The 18,153-nt window shown below is 62.5% G+C and carries 21 protein-coding genes and 1 pseudogene; 14 read left to right on the top strand and 8 right to left on the bottom strand.

Going from position 1 to position 18,153, the window contains the following annotated elements:
• Nucleotides 1-101: 101 nt before the first annotated feature.
• From HEP73_RS00265 to HEP73_RS00275, 3 genes are all read left to right on the top strand, one after another.
• Nucleotides 102-1,421, top strand: coding sequence for a deaminase (locus tag HEP73_RS00265; RefSeq protein WP_185821676.1), 1,320 nt, complete (start codon nucleotides 102-104; stop codon nucleotides 1,419-1,421).
• Between the two features lie 1,380 nt (nucleotides 1,422-2,801).
• Nucleotides 2,802-3,050 carry a SymE family type I addiction module toxin gene (locus HEP73_RS00270; protein ID WP_345776845.1) on the top strand — a complete coding sequence of 83 codons (249 nt, stop codon included), beginning with the start codon at nucleotides 2,802-2,804 and terminating at the stop codon, nucleotides 3,048-3,050.
• Between the two features lie 152 nt (nucleotides 3,051-3,202).
• Complete coding sequence (locus HEP73_RS00275) at nucleotides 3,203-3,646, top strand: lysozyme inhibitor LprI family protein (RefSeq protein WP_185821678.1); 444 nt, start codon at nucleotides 3,203-3,205, stop codon at nucleotides 3,644-3,646.
• Between the two features lie 70 nt (nucleotides 3,647-3,716).
• Here HEP73_RS00275 and HEP73_RS00280 read toward each other — a convergent pair whose 3' ends face one another.
• Complete coding sequence (locus HEP73_RS00280) at nucleotides 3,717-5,195, bottom strand: serine hydrolase domain-containing protein (protein ID WP_185821679.1); 1,479 nt, start codon at nucleotides 5,193-5,195, stop codon at nucleotides 3,717-3,719.
• Nucleotides 5,196-5,238: 43 nt separating this feature from the next.
• Here HEP73_RS00280 and HEP73_RS00285 point away from each other — a divergent pair, with 43 nt between their 5' ends.
• The 3 genes from HEP73_RS00285 (at nucleotide 5,239) to HEP73_RS00295 (ending at nucleotide 7,140) form a co-directional block, all read left to right on the top strand.
• Nucleotides 5,239-5,835 carry an ArsR/SmtB family transcription factor gene (locus tag HEP73_RS00285; RefSeq protein ID WP_185821680.1) on the top strand — a complete coding sequence of 199 codons (597 nt, stop codon included), beginning with the start codon at nucleotides 5,239-5,241 and terminating at the stop codon, nucleotides 5,833-5,835.
• A gap of 130 nt (nucleotides 5,836-5,965) precedes the next feature.
• Entirely contained in the window at nucleotides 5,966-6,364 is a 399-nt protein-coding gene (locus HEP73_RS00290; protein ID WP_185821681.1) for a DUF4431 domain-containing protein, read from the top strand.
• A 365-nt stretch (nucleotides 6,365-6,729) separates the two neighbouring features.
• A complete protein-coding gene (locus HEP73_RS00295; RefSeq protein WP_185821682.1) occupies nucleotides 6,730-7,140 on the top strand; it encodes a pentapeptide repeat-containing protein in 411 nt (136 codons plus the stop codon).
• Nucleotides 7,141-7,190: 50 nt separating this feature from the next.
• Here the strand turns inward: HEP73_RS00295 and HEP73_RS00300 are convergent, their stop codons facing one another.
• The 4 genes from HEP73_RS00300 to HEP73_RS00315 form a co-directional block, all read right to left on the bottom strand.
• Entirely contained in the window at nucleotides 7,191-8,054 is an 864-nt protein-coding gene (locus HEP73_RS00300; protein ID WP_345776850.1) for an IS3 family transposase, read from the bottom strand.
• On the bottom strand, nucleotides 8,048-8,341 hold the full coding sequence (locus tag HEP73_RS00305) for a transposase (protein ID WP_185821683.1): 294 nt from the start codon (nucleotides 8,339-8,341) through the stop codon (nucleotides 8,048-8,050). Before HEP73_RS00305 ends, HEP73_RS00300 begins: the two co-directional genes overlap by 7 nt.
• A gap of 178 nt (nucleotides 8,342-8,519) precedes the next feature.
• Entirely contained in the window at nucleotides 8,520-8,900 is a 381-nt protein-coding gene (locus HEP73_RS00310) for an STY0301 family protein (protein ID WP_185821684.1), read from the bottom strand.
• A 358-nt stretch (nucleotides 8,901-9,258) separates the two neighbouring features.
• The gene (locus HEP73_RS00315) at nucleotides 9,259-9,942 is read right to left on the bottom strand and encodes a hypothetical protein (RefSeq protein ID WP_185821685.1); all 684 of its coding nucleotides are present in this window, start codon (nucleotides 9,940-9,942) and stop codon (nucleotides 9,259-9,261) included.
• Nucleotides 9,943-10,295: 353 nt separating this feature from the next.
• Between HEP73_RS00315 and HEP73_RS00320 the strand changes: the two are divergent.
• Both HEP73_RS00320 and HEP73_RS00325 read left to right on the top strand, forming a co-directional pair.
• A pseudogene (locus HEP73_RS00320) lies at nucleotides 10,296-11,241 on the top strand (DUF1028 domain-containing protein).
• A 183-nt stretch (nucleotides 11,242-11,424) separates the two neighbouring features.
• Nucleotides 11,425-11,883, top strand: coding sequence for a hypothetical protein (locus HEP73_RS00325; protein WP_185821686.1), 459 nt, complete (start codon nucleotides 11,425-11,427; stop codon nucleotides 11,881-11,883).
• 85 nt (nucleotides 11,884-11,968) lie between these two features.
• Here the strand turns inward: HEP73_RS00325 and HEP73_RS00330 are convergent, their stop codons facing one another.
• Nucleotides 11,969-12,652, bottom strand: coding sequence for a hypothetical protein (locus tag HEP73_RS00330; RefSeq protein WP_185821687.1), 684 nt, complete (start codon nucleotides 12,650-12,652; stop codon nucleotides 11,969-11,971).
• A 215-nt stretch (nucleotides 12,653-12,867) separates the two neighbouring features.
• Here HEP73_RS00330 and HEP73_RS00335 point away from each other — a divergent pair, with 215 nt between their 5' ends.
• The 5 genes from HEP73_RS00335 to HEP73_RS00355 all read left to right on the top strand — a co-directional run bounded on the left by HEP73_RS00335 (nucleotide 12,868) and on the right by HEP73_RS00355 (nucleotide 15,444).
• Nucleotides 12,868-13,380, top strand: coding sequence for a hypothetical protein (locus HEP73_RS00335; RefSeq protein ID WP_185821688.1), 513 nt, complete (start codon nucleotides 12,868-12,870; stop codon nucleotides 13,378-13,380).
• A gap of 64 nt (nucleotides 13,381-13,444) precedes the next feature.
• Nucleotides 13,445-13,882, top strand: coding sequence for a hypothetical protein (locus HEP73_RS00340; RefSeq protein ID WP_185823558.1), 438 nt, complete (start codon nucleotides 13,445-13,447; stop codon nucleotides 13,880-13,882).
• Complete coding sequence (locus HEP73_RS00345) at nucleotides 13,879-14,274, top strand: VOC family protein (RefSeq protein WP_185821689.1); 396 nt, start codon at nucleotides 13,879-13,881, stop codon at nucleotides 14,272-14,274. Before HEP73_RS00340 ends, HEP73_RS00345 begins: the two co-directional genes overlap by 4 nt.
• Before the next feature lie 261 nt (nucleotides 14,275-14,535).
• The gene (locus HEP73_RS00350; protein ID WP_185821690.1) at nucleotides 14,536-14,931 is read left to right on the top strand and encodes a hypothetical protein; all 396 of its coding nucleotides are present in this window, start codon (nucleotides 14,536-14,538) and stop codon (nucleotides 14,929-14,931) included.
• A 231-nt stretch (nucleotides 14,932-15,162) separates the two neighbouring features.
• Entirely contained in the window at nucleotides 15,163-15,444 is a 282-nt protein-coding gene (locus tag HEP73_RS00355; RefSeq protein ID WP_185821691.1) for a hypothetical protein, read from the top strand.
• Nucleotides 15,445-15,562: 118 nt separating this feature from the next.
• Here the strand turns inward: HEP73_RS00355 and HEP73_RS00360 are convergent, their stop codons facing one another.
• Nucleotides 15,563-16,432, bottom strand: coding sequence for a hypothetical protein (locus HEP73_RS00360; protein WP_185821692.1), 870 nt, complete (start codon nucleotides 16,430-16,432; stop codon nucleotides 15,563-15,565).
• A gap of 221 nt (nucleotides 16,433-16,653) precedes the next feature.
• Here HEP73_RS00360 and HEP73_RS00365 point away from each other — a divergent pair, with 221 nt between their 5' ends.
• Entirely contained in the window at nucleotides 16,654-17,172 is a 519-nt protein-coding gene (locus HEP73_RS00365; RefSeq protein WP_255423614.1) for a hypothetical protein, read from the top strand.
• A gap of 88 nt (nucleotides 17,173-17,260) precedes the next feature.
• Here the strand turns inward: HEP73_RS00365 and HEP73_RS00370 are convergent, their stop codons facing one another.
• Nucleotides 17,261-18,022, bottom strand: coding sequence for an OBAP family protein (locus tag HEP73_RS00370; protein ID WP_185821693.1), 762 nt, complete (start codon nucleotides 18,020-18,022; stop codon nucleotides 17,261-17,263).
• Between the last annotated feature and the right edge of the window lie 131 nt (nucleotides 18,023-18,153).

An 18,153-nucleotide genomic window follows, 5' to 3' on the forward strand; every position in this document is an offset into this window, starting at 1 on the left:
GTAGCTGCCTAACAATTCGTCCAAGCCGACGCCGCTTCGCGGCGCGGCTTAACACAGGTGTTAGGCCTCTCGATAACCATTCCTATTCTTGGAGCGCAAAATTGACGACAGAACTCGAATTCATGCGGATGGCAATCGATGCATCAAGAAAATGCAAGGGCGAGGACGGACGTGCTCACCCGAAGGTTGGCGCAGTAGTCGTTAAAGACGGTAAAGTTCTTTCTGTCAGCTACCGGGGTGAGCTTGCCGACGGCGAGCACGCAGAGTTCACTGCCCTCGAGAAGCGCTTAGAAGATCAAATCATTGCTGGGGCGACCGTCTACACCACTCTGGAGCCGTGCACCACGAGAAATCACCCAAAGGTTCCTTGCGCTGAACGTCTAATCGAAAGAAAGGTCAGTCGTGTTGTTATCGGAATGTTGGATCCGAACCCCGACATTACTGGGAAGGGTCAGAGGCGACTTCGCGATGCGAACATCAAGACGGACCTTTTTCCGGCTGATTTGATGGCAGAGGTAGAGGAACTAAATCGTGAGTTCACACGATTTCAACGAAGACAAGACGAAGGTCCAACATTCTCTGAAGCACTTGTCACGCAGAATGCCTCTCGATCATTAGATGAATGGTACAAAATCTCAAATCGAATATTCTGGAATCAAAACTTCCAGCGCGACCCCAGCGCCATCTTCTCGCACCTCGTTGAGGTGATAGGTAGTCTTTCTGCGCTGGCCAGCAGCAAACGCAAGGCGGGCGTCAATCCTGAGACTTACATCGTCAAGGCTTTGGCTTGGTGGTTGGCGCTATGTGGAAAATTGGGAGTTAAAAGCGTCGAAGACATGCTCTGGGATAAATTCCCCGCAGTGTGTCCTTACTGCCAAGAGCCGCGGCACAACCCAGATGTTTGTACGGAGCGGAAAGCCGCCTCTGGTGGACCGCCATGGACTCAGTTGGCAACGCTTGGATCGAAAAGAGGGCGCCCCAAACGTCTTAAGGAGTGGCAGTTGATGTACTCCACCATCTATCCAGCACAACAGACTGAGGAGTTCGGACCCTCGTTCGCTCGTTTGACGGAAGAACTTGGCGAACTGGCGGAAGCGGTTCGGGTCTTCCGGGCGGAGCCAGGATATCTCTTGAGTGAAGCCGCGGACGTATTTGCCTGGCTTATGCACATTCAGAATATTGTCGACTCGCGCGCCAATGTCACTTCTGCCAAACGTGGCGATACGCTTGAGCTTGCATTTGCACGCGCCTATCCAGACAGTTGCACCGCATGCGGAAAGAGACAATGCGCGTGCCCACCGATACTTCCGTCGACTATCGGCCGAATCGCCCATGAAGTCCCCTCCGGCCGCGGCTCATTCGATGATGAAGGCAGGTTTATGACACCAGACAGAGCGAGCAAATTCTTTCAAGATAACTAGCTCGCGGTGAGGCTTAACCCCTAATTCCAGCGGACTGCCTTCGGCAGCCCCTGAATTCAAAAGTTAGCGTGAAAACCCAATGTACTCAACACTGACTCAAGGCTTCGCGGACCGCGCGTCTTCCTTGATCTCTGCCGGATCAAGGGTAGAGCTCATCTACGCTGCACTCGAAATTCGTATGGGCGTTGAGGCACGCCTTCAGTCGTACGTCCAAGCAAATGACGAGGTATCTGAGCGCTTAAAGCGCGGGTGGCAAATACCGAAACTTTTCAAAGGCCTTGAGCAAACGTTCTCTAATTCAAGCCAAGTTGTAGAGTTTTACATATCAGCAAACGGGGCCGACCCGATAACGATGTGCTTCATTCCCGTAAGCAAAGGCCTGCGATCACATGCAGAGCGGTTCGGTAATGTGTTGCACTACACGGCCGATAGTCACATGACAGACCAATGGTGGTCTGATCTTGAGGAATCGCTGACGGATGCCCTGAGGGACTTGAAAATTTGTGCTAGAGCCAACTTGCTCGGCGTACCCCTATTAGACCCGCTAACCAATCAAATTCTGACCAAGTTCGAGTTCCATGCAAGCGATCCAAGAGCGGAACTTATGCAACGCCTAGCAAGAACAAGGGAGCAGCATAAATTCAACGTCAAGTACATCCAAACTGATCAGTATTACGTAAGTGCGCGGTAACAATTTATTCAAACCGATGCAGAGTAACAGGGGTCAGAGTAGAATTTCCCCGCAGATAGCGGGGCTAGGTGTGCTTTTACTTGTGCACCGGTGCCTTCTCAACGCTTGACATCTAAAGCAGCCGGTATCAAATCTGTTGCCCAAAGAGTGTAGAAACTTCTAAGGCAGCGGTACCCACCTCCGAGATCAAGGTGTTTTTTTTCCCGATGCTCAGGCGCAGGCCGACGCGATGCCTACGTCGGGAGGGCGGCTAATACAACACCCTTCGGAAGAATACGCCCGCCGTCTGTCTTCGGTTTCTAACCGCGATTTCGCCACGTCGACCAGTTGACATTTGAAACAACCAGTAGCAATCTATTCTCCAAGGAGCGTAGAAACTCCTCTAGTAGCGGTACCCACCTCCGACAAACCGGTGGGTTTTTTGTGCCTGATACCTCAGGTACAACCGACGCGATGCCTACGTCGGGAGGGCGGCTAATACAACACCCCTCGGGGAAATACGCCCGCCGTCTACTAGCGGTTTCTAACCTCCCGACATCCCGTCGCCGGCTGGCGGCGGGTTTCTGGTCGTCAAGGAGGGCTTCGCCATGCATCCACCGTCATCCCGTCCTGCCCCTGCGCGCAAGCGTGCAACGCACAAGGCAACCTGCTGCCCGAACTGGACCATCGTCGATTCGGAGCTTATTACCATGCTGACGCCCGAACAGATCGCCGCGGCCGACGCCGCCGATCTCGCCCGCCAGCAACGCGCCCCGCGCCGCACGCGCCCGCCGCAGCACTGCACCGTCGGCTGTGGCCATGCCGCCAACGGCAAGCGCATGCCCGCGCTGCGCCTGGCCGGCCGCTGGATGGAGGAACTGGGCTTCGCCATCGGCAAGAAGCTGCAAGTGCGCGTGCGCGACGGCGAACTGGTGGTGAGCCTGGCCACCGAGGATTGAATCGGTACGCTTCCTGCAACCGACTCGCCTGGATACCATCTAAGGTACCCTCACCTGCATCCTGGCTGGCCGACGGCGGATGGCACGATCCGGCTTATCCACCCGATCAGACACATCCTTTAAACCCCTTGCCCCATCGAGGTTTGTAATGCATGAAAATAGCAACCAGGATACTCGCCCTCTGCCTTGCCCTTCTTGTGAACGGGCAAGCACTGGCATATGAAAGCACCGCTCAGGTCATCAAACACCAAGCGCCCAAGGGAATTACCAATGCGTTCTATGGATGCATTGAAAAAGCAGAATCAGACAATATTGCGATTGCCGCATGCCAATCTGCGGAGAAGAAGAGACAAGACGCTCGATTGAATGCTACGTATAAGTCGCTGCTCAGCAAGCTGCATGACACATCCAAGGAAAACCTTGTCCGCGCCGAGCGCGCCTGGCTCGAGCTCCACGGCACCAGCGAGGCCTTTGAGTCGTCGCTTTATGGCAGCGAAATGGTGAGCAGCTTTCAAGTCATGCAGAACGAAATTTTCCGTCTCTGCGAGCGCGCCAATACGCTCGAAGAATATCTGTCTGTCGCAGACGATCGTTAGCCACACTAGGCCGCATCGGTCCGGTTGCCCCGACGCGCGCATCACCAAGCTTCCGTGGACAAGTCACCCGTCATTCAACCGCGAACCCCGCAATAAGGCCTGTCTCGTCCAGCCGGACCGTATAGCCGATGAACGCTCCCGGGCCGAACTCGGCCACGTAGCTGTACAGCGTTCCCTTTTCGCCCTGGCGTGTGCCCTTGAACACCATGGCGGTCGGTGTGCCATACGGGCTCAGGGAACGCATCATGCCGGCGCCGATGCCGGCCGACAGCTTGCCACGCAGGTCGTCGCTGAAGGCGCTGTAGTCGGTGCCGCCCTGCAGCTGGCGGAACGAGGCCTTCGCGCTGTCGCTGACGGCGGCAACCTCGCCGGCAACAGGGAGTTCCCAGGCCGCGACGATGTCCGGATGCAGTGCGGCGAACACCAGGTTGGTCATGGTGATGCCGGCCTCGGGCTTCTTGTCGCCCAGGTTGCTGAAGGCCAGGATGCGCAGGCCAAGATCCGGGAAGTACTCATCGGCGGTGGTGAAACCCTGCGAGCCGCCGGTGTGACCGACCCGCGCCTGCCCATACACCGAATCCACGAACAGGCCCAGGCCGTAACCCACGGGCTTGCCATCGGCGGTGGCGAAGGAGGTCTTCATCTGCGCATAGCCGGCTGCGGACACCACCTTGCCACCGCTCAGGCCGGCGTCCCAGCGCGCCAAGTCGTCCAGGGTGCTGACCAGGAAGCCGGCCGCACCGCTCCAGTCCGGGTGGAAGTATGGCGAGCGCCGCAGCGCACCCTGCTCATGCCGGTAACCGACGGCCATGCCGGCCAGGCGGTCGTTGTCGGCCAGGGTAAAGGTGTGCGTCATTTCCAGCGGCGCGAGCATGTGCCGCTGCAGGTAGTCGCGGTAGCGCTCGCCGGATACGGTTTCGATCACCTTGCCGAGCAGCGCGTAGCCGGTATTGGAATACGACCAGCGCGTGCCCGGCGGGAAGTCCAGCGGCTGGTCGGCAATGCGCGCGATCAGGTGCTCGAAGTCGATGGGGCGGGTCACCAGATCGTCGACTTCCGCTTCCGGCCCATCGAAGTAGTCGTGCAGGCCGCTGGTATGGGTCAACAGCTGGCGCAGGCTCACTTCGTTGGCATGCGGCGCATGCGGCAGGTAGCGCGCCAGCGGGTCGTCCAGCTGCAGCTTGCCCGCTTCTTGCAGCTGCACGATGGCTGCGGCGGTGAACTGCTTGGTGATCGAGCCGATCTCGAACGGCGTATCGGGACGCACCGGCAGTGCGCGCTCACGGTCGCGTAGGCCGTAGGCGTTGGAATAGACGGGCTTGCCATCCACGATCACCGCGATGGCCGCGCCGGGCACCTGGAAGCGTTGCATGACCTGCTGCACATCGGCATCGATGCGCCGTGTCACGGCGGGGTCGATGGCGCTGGCATGGCGACCGACGCCGCCGGCAGGCACGGCCGGCACCGTGGGCGAGGCCGAGGCGCAGCCGCAGCCGACAATGGTGGCGGCAAGGGCGCCGGCAACGATCCGCAGGTATCGAGTACGCATGTCCAAGCCGCCAATTATTCAATTTTGATCTATAGTTTGAATTATGAGCAAACCCCCAGCAAGCCCCCCTGCGCCGCGCGCACTGAAGCTGACCCCGGACCAACTGGGCGCCATGGCGTCTTCGCCGCGGCTGGCGATCCTGCAGCGCCTGGATATCGACGGCCAGGCCACCGCGCGCGAGCTTGGCGAGCGCCTGGGGCGCCCGGTCACCGCGCTCTATCACCACCTGGAGCGGCTGGAATCGGCTGGGCTGGTGCAGGTGGTTGAACGGCGCAGCACCGGCCGTCGACCCGAAGCGGTCTATGCCGTGGTAGCGCGGCAGCTGTCTTCGGCCGACGCACTGCGCACGCCGGGTGGGCGCAGGAACCTGATCAAGGTGGCCAGCAGCGCGGTGGGCGCCAGCCTGCGCGCGTTCGCGGGGGCAGCCACGCAGGCCGCGGCGCGCTTCGAAGGTAGCCAACGCAACTGCGCCGTGCGCCATCTCTCTTTCCGTGCCGACGCTGCCCAGTTGGCACGCATCAACACGCTGATCGGCGAACTCGAACAGGCCAGTCTGCAAGGCGGTGAAGCGGCCGAGGATGGCCAGCCCCTGCTGTTGACGGTGGTGCTGGCCCCCGTGTCGGACACACGCAAGAGCTGAGTGTCGTTCGGCACGATCGGCGGGGTTACAGAAAATGAGGTCGGAGTGCAATTTTCTATGTACCCGGCACCCTGGAAAGTGCACTCTGATCCAGATTCTCTACTTATGCGCCAACTAAGCGTGCGTGCTCATGCTCCGACATTTCGCTTTTCTGCTTCCCTTGCTCCTCGCGGCATCGAGTGCCGCGAACGCCCAGTGCCTGCCCGGCCAGCCGGAGGTGGTTCGGCTCACCGGCGTCCTTGAGCGCGTCACGTTCGCAGGCCCGCCCAACTACGAGAGCGTCCAGGACGGCGACGAGGCCGAGACCTATTTCGTCTTGCGGCTGCCGGCGCAGGTATGCGTGCGCGATGACGATCAAGGCGTCGTCTCCGCGGCCAGCCTGCAACTGCTCCTGGAGCCGGGTCAATACGATCTATTCCGGCCCCAGCTTGGCAAGCGCATCACGCTGCCGGGCGAACTGTGGCCGGCTGAAACCGGGCACCACCACACGCCGCTCATGTTTACGCCGGCGCGTGGGAAGACGGGCTAACGATCCGTCCAAACCGACGCTCGTTTGCCGGTAACGGAGTTAGGTTCACAAAAGACAATCTGACTCCGGCTTTGGAAGAACTGGGCGTTGTCGTCGGCCGGATGCTGTAGGCCCCTGTGCGCGACGGCGAACAAGTGGTGAGCCTGGTGGCTACCGTACCGAGGACTGACTCGATGCGCTTCCCGCAATCGGCCTGTCTGGATACTATCCAGGGCGGCTTACGTCTTGTCAGTCGACACTGAGGATCCATGGCCACTAGACAAAGCTATGAAGCATCTTGCCTACGCCTGCAGCCGAGCTACTTGGAACCCGGCGATGTTCCGCCCGTTCCCGACCATCTCCCGCAATACGATGACGAGGAGCCAATGGGCGTCAACTTCTTTCGGACGGCGATAGACGGGGAAGATCTCAGCAATCTGACCTTGCCGCGTACGTTCTTTGGTCGCTCCGAGATCAGCAACGTCTCTTTTCAGAACACCGATCTTTCGGAGTCTAACCTTTGCTGGAATGAGTTCATCCAGGTAGATTTTTCATCAGCACGGCTGACGCTGAGTGATCTGCGTGCATCCGTCTTTACCAACACGTCGTTTCAATCTACCGACCTGAGCGGATCGGATCTTCGCCGCTCCTCGTTTGAGAATTGCATCTTTACGGATGCCCTGATGGCCGGCACTGTCCTCACTCTCGCGCAAGGCAAAATTCTGCCGCTGTCGGATCGGCAGCGAGCGGACATTGCCTGGGCAGACACGGACGGGGACGAGCCGGGCGGTGGTTAAAATGAATATGGGGTCGGAGTGAGCCACCCCCGATTTCTCGGACAGGTTAATTAGGGAACAACCGCCATCTTCTCGAACTCGGCCGGCGAGCGGTAGCCCAGCGCACTGTGCAGCCGCTGCCGGTTGTAGAACACTTCGATGTACTCGAACACTTTCCCGCGCGCTTCGTCGAGACTGGCGAAGCGCTCGTGGTGCGTCAGTTCCTGCTTGAGCGAACTGAAGAAGCTCTCCATCACCGCATTGTCGTAAGGCATGCCCTTGCGGCTCATGCTCGCGACCAGCCCAGCTTCCTGCAACTGCCGCTGATATGCACCGCTGGTGTATTGCGTGCCCTGGTCGCTATGGTGGATTGCACCCTGCGCTGGCCGTCGGCGGTGCACGGCCATGGCCAGTGCAGCGCTGGCCAACGCCTGGTCGGCCCGCTCGCCCATCGCCCAGCCCGCGATCTGCCGACTGTGCATGTCCAGCACCGCCGCCAAGTACAACCAGCCCATCCGAGTCGGGACGAAGGTGATGTCCGCCACCCACACCCGATCTGGTCCTGGACTGACGAACGGCCATGCCAGCCGGTTAGGCGCCACCGCCACACGCTGATAGGTGCTGCGCGTGCGCAGGTAGCGTTGCCGCCGTTTGGTGCTGATCGCATGTGCCTGCCGCAGGCGCCGCACCCGATGCCGGCCGCAGGTCTCACCTTGCTGGCGCAACGCGCGCCACAGGCGCTCGCTGCCATACGCCTCGCGGGTTTGTACGTGCAACTGCTCGATCCGCTGCAATAGCCGAGCATTCTCCTGCGCGCGCGGCCCCGGACGGCGAGCGCACCATGCGTAGTAACCACTGGGCGACACGCCCAGCGCATGGCAAAGCCAACGTACACGGTAACCCTGCTGGTCTCGGATCCAGGCGTACTTCACGATAGTTCTCGCGCAAAGTACGCCGCCGCTTTTTTTAGGATCTCGTTCTCTTGCCGCAGACGCTCGTTCTCGCGCTGCAGCTTGGTCAGTTCATCCGGGTTGGACTTAGGTCGGCCACTGCCGCCAAAGGCGCCCGCGCCTTTCGCATCGAGGTCCGTGGCCCACTTGTAGAGCCGGTTGCGCGGGATGCCTAACTCCCGCGCGATCACGGCCGCTGGCCGATCCCCCGCCTTGAGCAATCGCACTGCTTCCCGCTTGAACTCCGCCGTGAACCGCTGCCGCTTCTGCATCGAACACCTCCGTGCGAGGATTGTCCTCGCTTTCAGGTGTCCGAGTTATCAGGGGTGGCTCAGAGTGCACCTTTCCCTGAGCGACATTTTTGAAAGTGCACTCTGACCCCAGGTTCTTCCTCGCACATGGGCGGCAATCCCTCCGCCGGACAACGCCGCCACGATAGGGGCGTGCGGGTCATTCGCATTCGAAGGCAGCTTCCCGCGCGCGCACGCTACGCGCCGTCGCTGTGCACGTCCTCGCCGCATCAGGCATCCGCTTGTAGATCTGGACCTGACCGGCGGGACCGTACTCGCATACCGCGTACTTTCCGTACGCGTCCGGCCCAGGGAACGTCCACACGGACGTCGAGACCCCGCCTGCTGGCGCCGCGCGCTCGTTGTCTGGAACCAATGACGCCTGCTCGCGTGGGTGCCCGGAGAACATGCCCATGGAGAAAAACGGCAGCGGTGCATCGCTCTTGAAGGCCATCTCGCCGCCTTCCGGCAGGTCCGGGCTCTGCAGGGCCGCAGCGGAGACGCGCAGGGTATCGGGGCACTTGAAGGTGTCTTTCGCCAAGGCGTACATGCTGAAAGACGCCAATGCCAGGGCAACCACGCATTGCGCTATTGCGGATAGACGCTTCGGAACCATGTAACTCCCCTTTGCGGTGACGGCCGACTGGCCAGAAAGAAAACGCCAGGACACCTTGTGGATGCGAACCGATGGGCAGACCGGCATTGCGCTCAGTCAGGCGTGGGGCCGCGCCCGTGCCGGCGCGTAGCCAAGGCTTCAAGCGCGCTCCGGACCAAGTATCCACCATGATGTCCCCAGCGAACCTTGCACTCCGTTGACGAGCCGCACCGGCAAAGGTCGCGATGGGGTGGTAATTGACGCTGGCGGCTACGCGACTACAAGCCGTGTTCTACGCCCGACCTCAGCGCCGCGCCGCCGCCCCCCGCCGATACACCCCGCCGAAACTCACGTTCGCGCCGCCGCATTGCAGGTTGTCCGCGACCACCAGCAGGTCGCCGAGCAGCTGCAGACGGACGTTGCAGTCGTCCTCGCTGACCTCGACCCGGTTGCCTTCCGGATAGCCGCGCGCAGTGACGGCGCCCACGTTCGGGCCGCCCGGCCTTTCCTCCGGATCCGGATTGGCGCTGGGCCAATAGGCGTCGCCGTTGACGGTGACGCTGCCGTCGCCGTTGGCGGTCAATTGCAGGCCGTTGTCGCCATCGTGCCAGCGGCCGTTCCAGGCCTGCGGCGTCGGCTCGGCCGCGCTCGGTAACGGCTGCACGCTTTCCTGCGCGACCCAGCCGGCACTGCCGCCGACCTTGTTTGGATAGAACGCGCAGGCAAAGCCGTCGCGCCGCTGGGCCAGCACCACGACATCGCCCTTGACCACGTAGGCGCGCTGCCGGCAGGCGGCCTCGCCCTTGCTCGGGCAACCGTCGCTGTCGTCGAGCAGATACAACCGCGGCACGGCAACCTTGGCGAGCGCGAACCCGGCCGGGCTATTGGCGAACACGCCATTGCGGCAGGTGGCCGCCTCTTCATCGCCCGGCGCAGCGTGCGCCATTGCCGATACCGCCAACAGGGTGAGCAGCCAAACTCCGCGCATCTCGATCGCTCCAAAGGGTGTGGCCGGTAGTGTGGGCCAACGGCGGCGAGCGTGCGCCAGGCGGGCGGGCGATTCGGTGCCGGCTGCGTCGCGAAAGCGCACGACCGAGAAAGGCCTGGCGGTTGCGCCGATGTTCGGACGCAGGTGTCGGCCGCCCGCCGCGGCAGCGCTTGGAACGATTGACGCCGGATGACGGCTCGGCGAGGATCGCGCTGGGCCGCGTTGCGGCGGCTCGGTGGTGGCAAGGCGTGACGAATGCGGGGGCATCCCGATCAATCCTCGGCTTCAAATCGATTCCATTTCCACGCCTGCCCACTGGAGATGCCGCAATGCATGTTCTTGCCAGACTCGCCATGGCGCTGGTATGCCTCGCCTTCCCGCTCAAGGCGTATGCGACGTTCTCGATCGCGGCATGCGCCCCGGATGGGTCGTGCGGCGTGGCGGTCGCCACCAACAATCTGGCGGTCGGTGCCAGCGTGATCTATGCCAAGGCCAAGGTCGGCGCACTGGCCACCCAGTACGAAACCAATCCCGCCTACGGCCCAAGAGGACTCGACTTGCTTGCCGCCGTCGAAGGTCATGGCTGAGCTGTTGGCGAAGGACGGGAACTTCGACGGAACGACCATCGCGGCGCGCCAAGTCGGCATCGTCGCTGCCGCGGGCGCTTCGACGGCCTACACGGGCGAAGAAGCGGCCGCCTCGGCTTGGGCCGGCGCCCGTCATGGCAAGGGCTACTCGGTCCAGGGAAACGGGCTGGCTTCCGAGCGCGTGCTGACCGCCATGGAGACGGACTTCCTCTCATGTCGCGCGACGTTGGCCAATTGCCTGATGGCCAGCCTGGAAGCGGGCGAGAACGCGGGCGGCCAGACCATCGGAAGGTTGTCGGCCGCGTTGCTGGTCAAAACGCCGGGAGGCGATTGGGAAGATATAGATCTGCGTGTAGACGCGTCGGCGTCTCCGGTTCCGGATCTGCGCCGGCTGCTGGACCGCTACTACGCCCATCAGGCGATGATCAACGCCGAGCACCTGGCCGACCGCGGCAAAATCGCCGAGGCCAAGGTAGCGCTCGCCCAGGCGCTGCACCTGAGTTGGCAGTGGGACCGCATCTGGCGGCGTGCTGCCCGGTTGTCCATGCAACTCGGACAGCCCGAAGACGCCCTCAGCGAACTTGGCGTCTTCGCGGCCGAGAATCCGACGTGGGCGAGGATCGAATTGCAGGATCCGATCTACCAGCCGTTGCACGACAATGCGCTTTTCAAGTCTTGGGCTGGCGCCGCTAGCGATGAGCGACCGAAATGATGGGCCGCTGCCAGTGAAGGGCTGCGCTGCTTCGCGCCATCGCGGGGTCCAGAGGATGGGGTCAGAGTGCACTTTCTTAGTGCACTCTGACCCCCGGTTTAGCAAACCATTGCGTACGCCACAGGCGTCGTTCTGTGCTGCCTGCGGGCACCCACGTAGTGGGGGCGTATTGCCATCGACCACATGAAGACAATCGTTCTGGTGTGCTTTGTCGCGATCGTGTCCGGCTGCCATGGCGTGGGTTCTGCCGACGGGGAAGGCAGCCAGAAACAGGATCGTAGGATTCGGTTGTCGAGATTCTATTGTCCCCAGGCCCAGGGCGTCGGTCCCATCAAGGTTGTTCGCATCGAAGAGCTCATCGCGAACGGCCGCGCCTACGAAGGACGTAATGTCTCCGTGACCGGCTACTACAACCAAGGCTTCGAGCACTCTGCTCTCTATGCGTCCCCCGGGAAAGATCAATTCGCCCGCACGTTCGCTGACGGTATCTGGATCGATGGCATTTCTGCCCCTTCGGACGGCAACGGGCAACATCTTCACGTCACCGGAAGCTTCTCGGAAGCGTCCAAGGGTCACCTGTCGCAATGGTCCGGCTCGATCTGTGCGATGAACGTTGTGCTGCTTGAGCAGGAGGAGCCTTAGGCGCAGTGTGCCTTCCCTGGCATTGGACGTGGCCGGCGTATGCGCTTCCCCGACACCGCCGAAATCTCGCTTCCATGTTGCGAACTCAACGCTGCGCCGCCCTCTCCCGCCAATACACCCCACCGAAGCTGACCTTCGCACCACCGCACTGCAGGTTGTCCGCGACCACCAGCAGGTCGCCAAGCAACTGCAGACGGACCGTGCACTCGTCCTCGCTGACCTCGATCCGGTTGCCGTCCGGATAGCCGCGCGCAGCGACGGCGCCTATATGCGGGCCGCCAGGTACTTGCTCCGGATCCGGGTTGGCGCTGGGCCAGTAGGCATCGCCGGTGACGGTCACGCTGCCGTCGCCATTGGCGGTCAATTGCAGTTCGTTGTCGCCATCGTGCCAGTGGCCGTTCCAGGCCTGCGGCGTCGGCTGGGCCGCGCTCGGCAACGGCTGCACGCTGGCCTGTGCGACCCAGCCGGTGCTGTCGCCGGCCTTGCTGGGATAGAACGCGCAGGCAAAGCCATCGCGCCGCTGCGCCAGGACCAGGGCATCGCCCTTGACCACGTAGGCGCGCTGCCGGCAGGCGGCTTCGCCCTTGCCGGGGCAGCCGTCATCGCCGCCGAGCAGATACAACCGCGGCACCGCCACCTTGGCGAGCGCGAACCCGGCCTGGCTGTCGGTGAACAGGCTAACGCGGCAAGTGTCCGCATCGGCATCGTCCGGCGCGGCATGCGCCAGTGCCGGTATCGCCAACAGGGGGAGCAGCCAAGCTCTGTGCATCTCGATCACTTCAGGTGTGTGGCGATAGTGTGGGCCAATGGCGACGACTTGGTGCACGCGACGACCGCGCTCATGCGTTCCAGTGGCACGCCGGCCTGGGGCCTTTAGGCAAGAGACCTGAGAACCTATCGAAAGGTCCGAGCGCACGCTCCCGTTCGGCGACCGAAGCCCCTACAATCCCGCCCATTCAATCCGCACAGGTACGAGGAAACGTCATGGAAGAAGATCTCGGCGGCATCGACAAGGAACACGGCCATCCCCGCGCACTGCAGATCATTCCGGACGAATTCTTCTGGGATTGCACGGACGAGCTTGCTCCGTTCGGCTCCGACGAAGGAGATACCGCCCTTCACGAGTACCGCGAATGGCGCAAGCAACATCCGGGTGAACCGCTCGAGGCATGCATCATCTGGACGATCGAGTCGGTCGGGGAGATGGAGGCCTCCGACTATTCGGACGCCATCTTCAACGAGTCCACGGTGCGCGAGCAGATCGAAGATCCCGATTTCGACGATCAGCAGTACATCTTCACCACCGACGTTTCGGTGCTGGCGACGGCATTCGGCCAGCTCGCCGATGAGGGCACGATCGATGCTTCGGCCAAGCCTTTCGCGGTACGCGCGCTCAAGCGCCAAGCGGTCTGGGCCAGGCTCCAGGCCGATTGGGAGTACACGGACGAATACCTCCACAAGCTTTCACGGCTGCAGGCAGCGCTGGATGCTGCCTGACGCCATGCCGGCCTAGGCCGCTGCGGCTCGGCCAACCTCACACATCGCAGCGAACGCATAGCCCATGACGACCGACGAGACCTGCCTTGCCGCCCGAAAGACGATGGCCAGCATGCGCGACCGCATCGACGGCGATGCGACGCTCAAGCTGACGCTGGAAGGGATGATCGCCGTCGAAGAGGCGCATTTCCCAGATCGGACAACATATGAGGCGATGGCGCATATCGAGGAGTGCGCAGCGTGCCAGCGGTGGAGCGCCAGTTGGATGGATGCCCAGTTTCCCGAGCGCGTGACGCATCGCGAACGGCAGAGCAAGTACTGCTGCATCCACATGTTCTCAGCTGCGACCCATCCCGACGCTGAGGTGCGATTCGCGTTCGAGATGTTCAGGGGCGAGGATGCATGCTGGTCGATCAATGAGCAGTATGCATTTGCGCGATTCTGTCCATGGTGCGGCCAGGAGCTGCCCAACCGAGCCTTCGAACCGGAGCCGATTGCATGAGCACTTCCCATCCCGTCCATGCCCTCACCGTGATCTACGCCCGGGACATCGAGCGGGTCGCCGAGTTCTACAGGAACACGCTCTCGCTCGTGCTTGTGGAACAGGACGACGCATTCGTGGTGGTGGGCAATCCCCACTACGAAATCGCGGTGGTCCGCATGGCGAGCGACAGGGCACCCTCTCCCGCACCTGGGCCGCTCCACGTGAGAACCGCAACGCCAATCAAATGCTCGTTCCTGGTGGAGAGCCTGGAGCATGCCCGGTCCGCCGCCGAGTCCAGCGGCGGCGCCTTCAAGCCGCTCGCATCCGCGTGGCGCTGGCGCGATCAACTGCATTTGGATGGCCATGATCCGGAAGGCAATGTCGTGCAGGTGCGCGTCATCGCGACCTGACGATTTGCAGGGCGAGAAGCAGTGGGGCAGCATGCCATGCCATCGTGGGGGGATGCGTCCATAATCGTGGTAATCCGTATGCAGCGCTGACAAGTTTTTCTCGGCCAAGGCATCAGCAACACGGTGATGCCCTTGTCCTACTTAGGCTTGCTGTCGTAAGTGGCTGTCCAGTACAGGATATTCTTGAGACCGCTCAATGAGATTAGGCAATGCGCTTAGCCAGCCAGCCGTGTGCCAACACTTAACTCCGGATTGAGCAACATGCAGCGACGCCTTCCTCTCCTTGGAGCAGCAACCCTCACGGCATGCGCTGCAGGATTTCTGCTGTTCGGCTATTCCCCGGCGCCCTGCGCTTGCGAGACGCCATGGCAACTTGTGTACGCCGCGTCTGGGCTGCCATTCGATCAGCCCTACACGGCCTATAGCGCACAGCAGGTGGAGCAAGGCCTGAACCGCCATCTTGCAGGATCAGCCGTGCTCGGTTCGGACGACTACTTCTTCGACGCTTGCAAAGAAACGGCTTCGCAGCATCTTCGGTGTGTCGTAGGCACGGAGCAATCGGTGCTGAGGCAATCAGGCTTCGTCATCGATATGGACGCGGACGCGCACGGAGGATTCGACCATGCCCATGTGACATCCTATTCCACGTGGCGGTAGACGACTTTTCCGGGCGATAGAGTCCAGTGCCAGAACGCCATCCATCCTCAGTCGAAAGGAGAGACCATGCGTGCGCTTGCAGGGACGTTTCTGGTATCGGCCGCACGTCTCCCGTTATCCACGGCATCGAGCCTGTCGTCGATGTCGCCACGCGCGAGGATCCGGTTCGAAGGCACGCCGCCCGATGGTTGGGGTGGATGATATCTACCACTCGACAACACAGGCAGTCACATGCCACGAAAGCGCGCATTGGCGGAAGCAGAGGCCGGAAAGCTCATTTCCTCCATCCAGAAGGAATGGGGAAAAGACACCGGGACCGCACAGGCCAAAATTTCCGAACACGTCATGGAATCCGCGCACACGCTGCTGCAGGCTGCGCATGGCGATCGTCTGGAAGAGGCGCTCGGGGGCAGGTCGGTCGTGGACTACTTGGGTGCGCTTTGGGTAAAGCGTCATCCGTCCGTGCTTCCCGCGATATATGCACTCGAGGCGGCGCGTTTCAAACGGTCATAGAAGATGGCCACGCCGAGTTCAGCCACTCCTTTTCGCAAGCGGATGGAGGCCGGTATCGCGGCCATCCATCGGCATGTCGAGAGCCGCACAGGCGCATGATCGCCGGCAGGATCGCTGTCTAGAAACCGCAGCGATCGAAGGTGCGCACCCGCGATTCTTCGGCGACGATCAGGCGATCCCCGCGCTGGGCTAGCGTGAAGACGGCGGCAACCTCCTTGTTGGGATCGTTCGTCGAGGCGGTGACGATCCGCCATGTCCACGGCGTACGTGCGAGCAGGGTGACGAGATTGGGCCAGATGTCTTCGCCCATACCGGTCATGCGCTCGTTGCCGAACGTGACGTATTGCGTCGGGTCATCGGTCTTCTCGCAGCTGTTGCCCGCAATCACCCATTTGCCCTGGAGACGTGCGGGAAAGTGACTCTTGGCAACGTGCTTTTGATAGTGGCTGTCGGGCAGGCGCGTCAACTTGCCGGGTGCCCAGGCATAGGCCCAGGTGTAGCGACCCGGTGGCGGGCAACGATCGCTGCCGTCGGGCGCGCGCTGGTGCCGCAGGCAGATCGGCGAGTTCTCGTGGACGACGAAAGTGATGTCGATGCGATTGCCCTTGGCCTGCAGTTCCATGACTTCTCCGGGAATTTGCTCGCCGGCGTCCGGGACGTACCCGGTCTTGCGCGCCCTGGCTTCCCATTCGTCGATGCGCCGGCCGATGGACGGGGTCTTGCCCGGAACGAGTTTGCGCAGCACGTCGATGCTGTTGGGACAGTCGCTGCCGGATCCGATGCAGTAGGACGAGTTGAGGTAGACGATCTCGTCGATGCCATCGGCATCGAGGTCGACAGCGCGGACGAAGCCCGCGTAGTCCTCGGCGATGATGTCGTCGTTGACGGAAAAGTCTTGCCACAGGTCCACGATCTCGTGCGCCTGCAGCCATCCCAGCTTTCCTTCCTCCGCCTGCGCCGCGGGGGCCAGTGCCAGCAGCACGATCATCACCCAGATCCGCATCCTTGCTCTCCTTCGCGTGTGGACACGGCACGGTACTACGCGCCAGGCGTGCGTCCAAGGAGGCAATGCGACCGGATATCGAATCCGGTGAGATTCGCAGGGAACGGCTCGCTGCCGCCATGGACGTGGCGAGGCGGGATCGCGCGCGGCATGGCTGCGGTTTCTTGCGGCTGTGAGATCGCCAATACCCGCAATGGCTGGCGCCGGTGAAGCCCGGACGGGAGCCGCGCGATGAGGCCTGGGCAGCTGACGCGCGACGGCCATCAAGCTGGCGTATCCTCGCGCCCGTCTTCCCTGCGTGTGTGCTGCCGATGTCGATCCGGATGTTGCCGCTGTTGCTGTTGTCGTCGCTGGCGGCTGCGCCGATCGCGCGGGCAGCGCAGCCGCATTGCCTGCCCTATGGGCCGATCAAGGTCACGCTGTCCGGCAAGTTGGAGCCGCACATAAAGGGAGCGCCGGTCAGCGAAGCTGCTGCGGGCGACGCTGGCGGCGAGGTGTTGGCGCTGCCGACGCCGGTGTGCGTGGCGGCGTCGCCCGCCGGACAGGCGCCGCGCCATGAGGATGTGCGCCGCCTGCGCCTGGCGCTGAGCAAGCAGCAGGCGGCACATCTGGAAGAAGAAGGCGCCGGGCAGATCGTGCGCGTCACCGGCATGTTGTCGGAAGCCGCAGCCGGCCAAGAAGCGCCTGCGTTGTTGCTGACGGTGGTGGGCATCGATAGCGACTGAGCCGTTTGCTCATCCGTTGCATGCGATCGCGCAAACCGCCCGGTCTTCGGCGTTCGCTGCCGCTCGGGCACGGGCGGATCGGGAGCCGCTAGGGATGCTGCGTCCGTGCATCCGACACGCCAGGGATCGGTGTGGCCTCGGGAAACGCCGGGCGCAACAGGTCCACGCCCTCCTGCGGTTTCGCCAGCGCGGTGAGGTCCTTGCGATCGGCGCGCAGCTCGGCGGCGCTGTGTGCGGCGACTTGGTCGCGGCGCGCCTGCAGCGACGGCTGCAGCTCGCCATCGCGGTTGAACGACCAGGCCAGCATCGCCTCGCCGGTCGGCATCGCGTCGCCTGGACCGGCGCCGTCGCGGGTATGCCAGGTGTGCCACGTCTTGCCGTAGCTATTCATCTTGCTCCGCATCAGTTCCTTTTCCGCCACAAGCGGCAAGCCGGGCGCAGACAGCTGGCCGGACAGGATCTCGCCGTTGTGCGGGTGCCAGTAGCATCGTTCTTCGGGCGGCAGGCGCTGGAACAGGGTTTCGGAAATGATGTACTCCACGCCGGTCAGGTTGGCCTGCGCGCTGTCGCCGTCGAACAGGGCGCACTGCGCGAAGTCTTCGTTGACCTGGCGGCAGAAGTGGTGCGCTTCCATCTGCTGGTGCGGGTGCTCCTTCATCGGATGGAAGCCGACCAGGTGGATGTCGAGTTTGGCCAGCGGGCCGTTGCCCTGCAGCGCCTTGGCGCCGGCTTCGAGCATGTCGGTCTTGGCGGTTTCTTCGGCGCCGGGCGGGTGCGTGGCCGGGCCGGTATCGTCGCGCGAGCAGGCGGCGAGGGCGAGCAACAGTGGGGCCAGCAGGGTGATGCGCATGCGGGGTCTCCAGCGAGGCGGCACGATCGTGTCCGGGCCGAGCATCGGCGGGCGTGGGTGAAACGTCCGTCGCCGCCGTGTCGTCGCCAGGTCGCGAGCCCGTCCGGAGTCTGTAAGAACACGCATGCTGT

It is taken from the genome of Xanthomonas sp. GW (assembly GCF_014236815.1).
GTDB lineage: Bacteria > Pseudomonadota > Gammaproteobacteria > Xanthomonadales > Xanthomonadaceae > Xanthomonas_A.

What these genes read in the sequence shown, in the direction of transcription:
- HEP73_RS00270 (WP_345776845.1), top strand. Translation starts at nt 2,802, where the DNA reads ATGCTGACGCCCGAACAGATCGCCGCGGCCGACGCCGCCGATCTCGCC.
- HEP73_RS00275 (WP_185821678.1), top strand. Translation starts at nt 3,203, where the DNA reads ATGAAAATAGCAACCAGGATACTCGCCCTCTGCCTTGCCCTTCTTGTG.
- HEP73_RS00280 (WP_185821679.1), bottom strand. Translation starts at nt 5,195, where the DNA reads ATGCGTACTCGATACCTGCGGATCGTTGCCGGCGCCCTTGCCGCCACC.
- HEP73_RS00285 (WP_185821680.1), top strand. Translation starts at nt 5,239, where the DNA reads ATGAGCAAACCCCCAGCAAGCCCCCCTGCGCCGCGCGCACTGAAGCTG.
- HEP73_RS00290 (WP_185821681.1), top strand. Translation starts at nt 5,966, where the DNA reads ATGCTCCGACATTTCGCTTTTCTGCTTCCCTTGCTCCTCGCGGCATCG.
- HEP73_RS00295 (WP_185821682.1), top strand. Translation starts at nt 6,730, where the DNA reads ATGGGCGTCAACTTCTTTCGGACGGCGATAGACGGGGAAGATCTCAGC.
- HEP73_RS00305 (WP_185821683.1), bottom strand. Translation starts at nt 8,341, where the DNA reads ATGCAGAAGCGGCAGCGGTTCACGGCGGAGTTCAAGCGGGAAGCAGTG.
- HEP73_RS00315 (WP_185821685.1), bottom strand. Translation starts at nt 9,942, where the DNA reads ATGCGCGGAGTTTGGCTGCTCACCCTGTTGGCGGTATCGGCAATGGCG.
- HEP73_RS00325 (WP_185821686.1), top strand. Translation starts at nt 11,425, where the DNA reads ATGAAGACAATCGTTCTGGTGTGCTTTGTCGCGATCGTGTCCGGCTGC.
- HEP73_RS00330 (WP_185821687.1), bottom strand. Translation starts at nt 12,652, where the DNA reads ATGCACAGAGCTTGGCTGCTCCCCCTGTTGGCGATACCGGCACTGGCG.
- HEP73_RS00335 (WP_185821688.1), top strand. Translation starts at nt 12,868, where the DNA reads ATGGAAGAAGATCTCGGCGGCATCGACAAGGAACACGGCCATCCCCGC.
- HEP73_RS00340 (WP_185823558.1), top strand. Translation starts at nt 13,445, where the DNA reads ATGACGACCGACGAGACCTGCCTTGCCGCCCGAAAGACGATGGCCAGC.
- HEP73_RS00345 (WP_185821689.1), top strand. Translation starts at nt 13,879, where the DNA reads ATGAGCACTTCCCATCCCGTCCATGCCCTCACCGTGATCTACGCCCGG.
- HEP73_RS00350 (WP_185821690.1), top strand. Translation starts at nt 14,536, where the DNA reads ATGCAGCGACGCCTTCCTCTCCTTGGAGCAGCAACCCTCACGGCATGC.
- HEP73_RS00355 (WP_185821691.1), top strand. Translation starts at nt 15,163, where the DNA reads ATGCCACGAAAGCGCGCATTGGCGGAAGCAGAGGCCGGAAAGCTCATT.
- HEP73_RS00360 (WP_185821692.1), bottom strand. Translation starts at nt 16,432, where the DNA reads ATGATCGTGCTGCTGGCACTGGCCCCCGCGGCGCAGGCGGAGGAAGGA.
- HEP73_RS00370 (WP_185821693.1), bottom strand. Translation starts at nt 18,022, where the DNA reads ATGCGCATCACCCTGCTGGCCCCACTGTTGCTCGCCCTCGCCGCCTGC.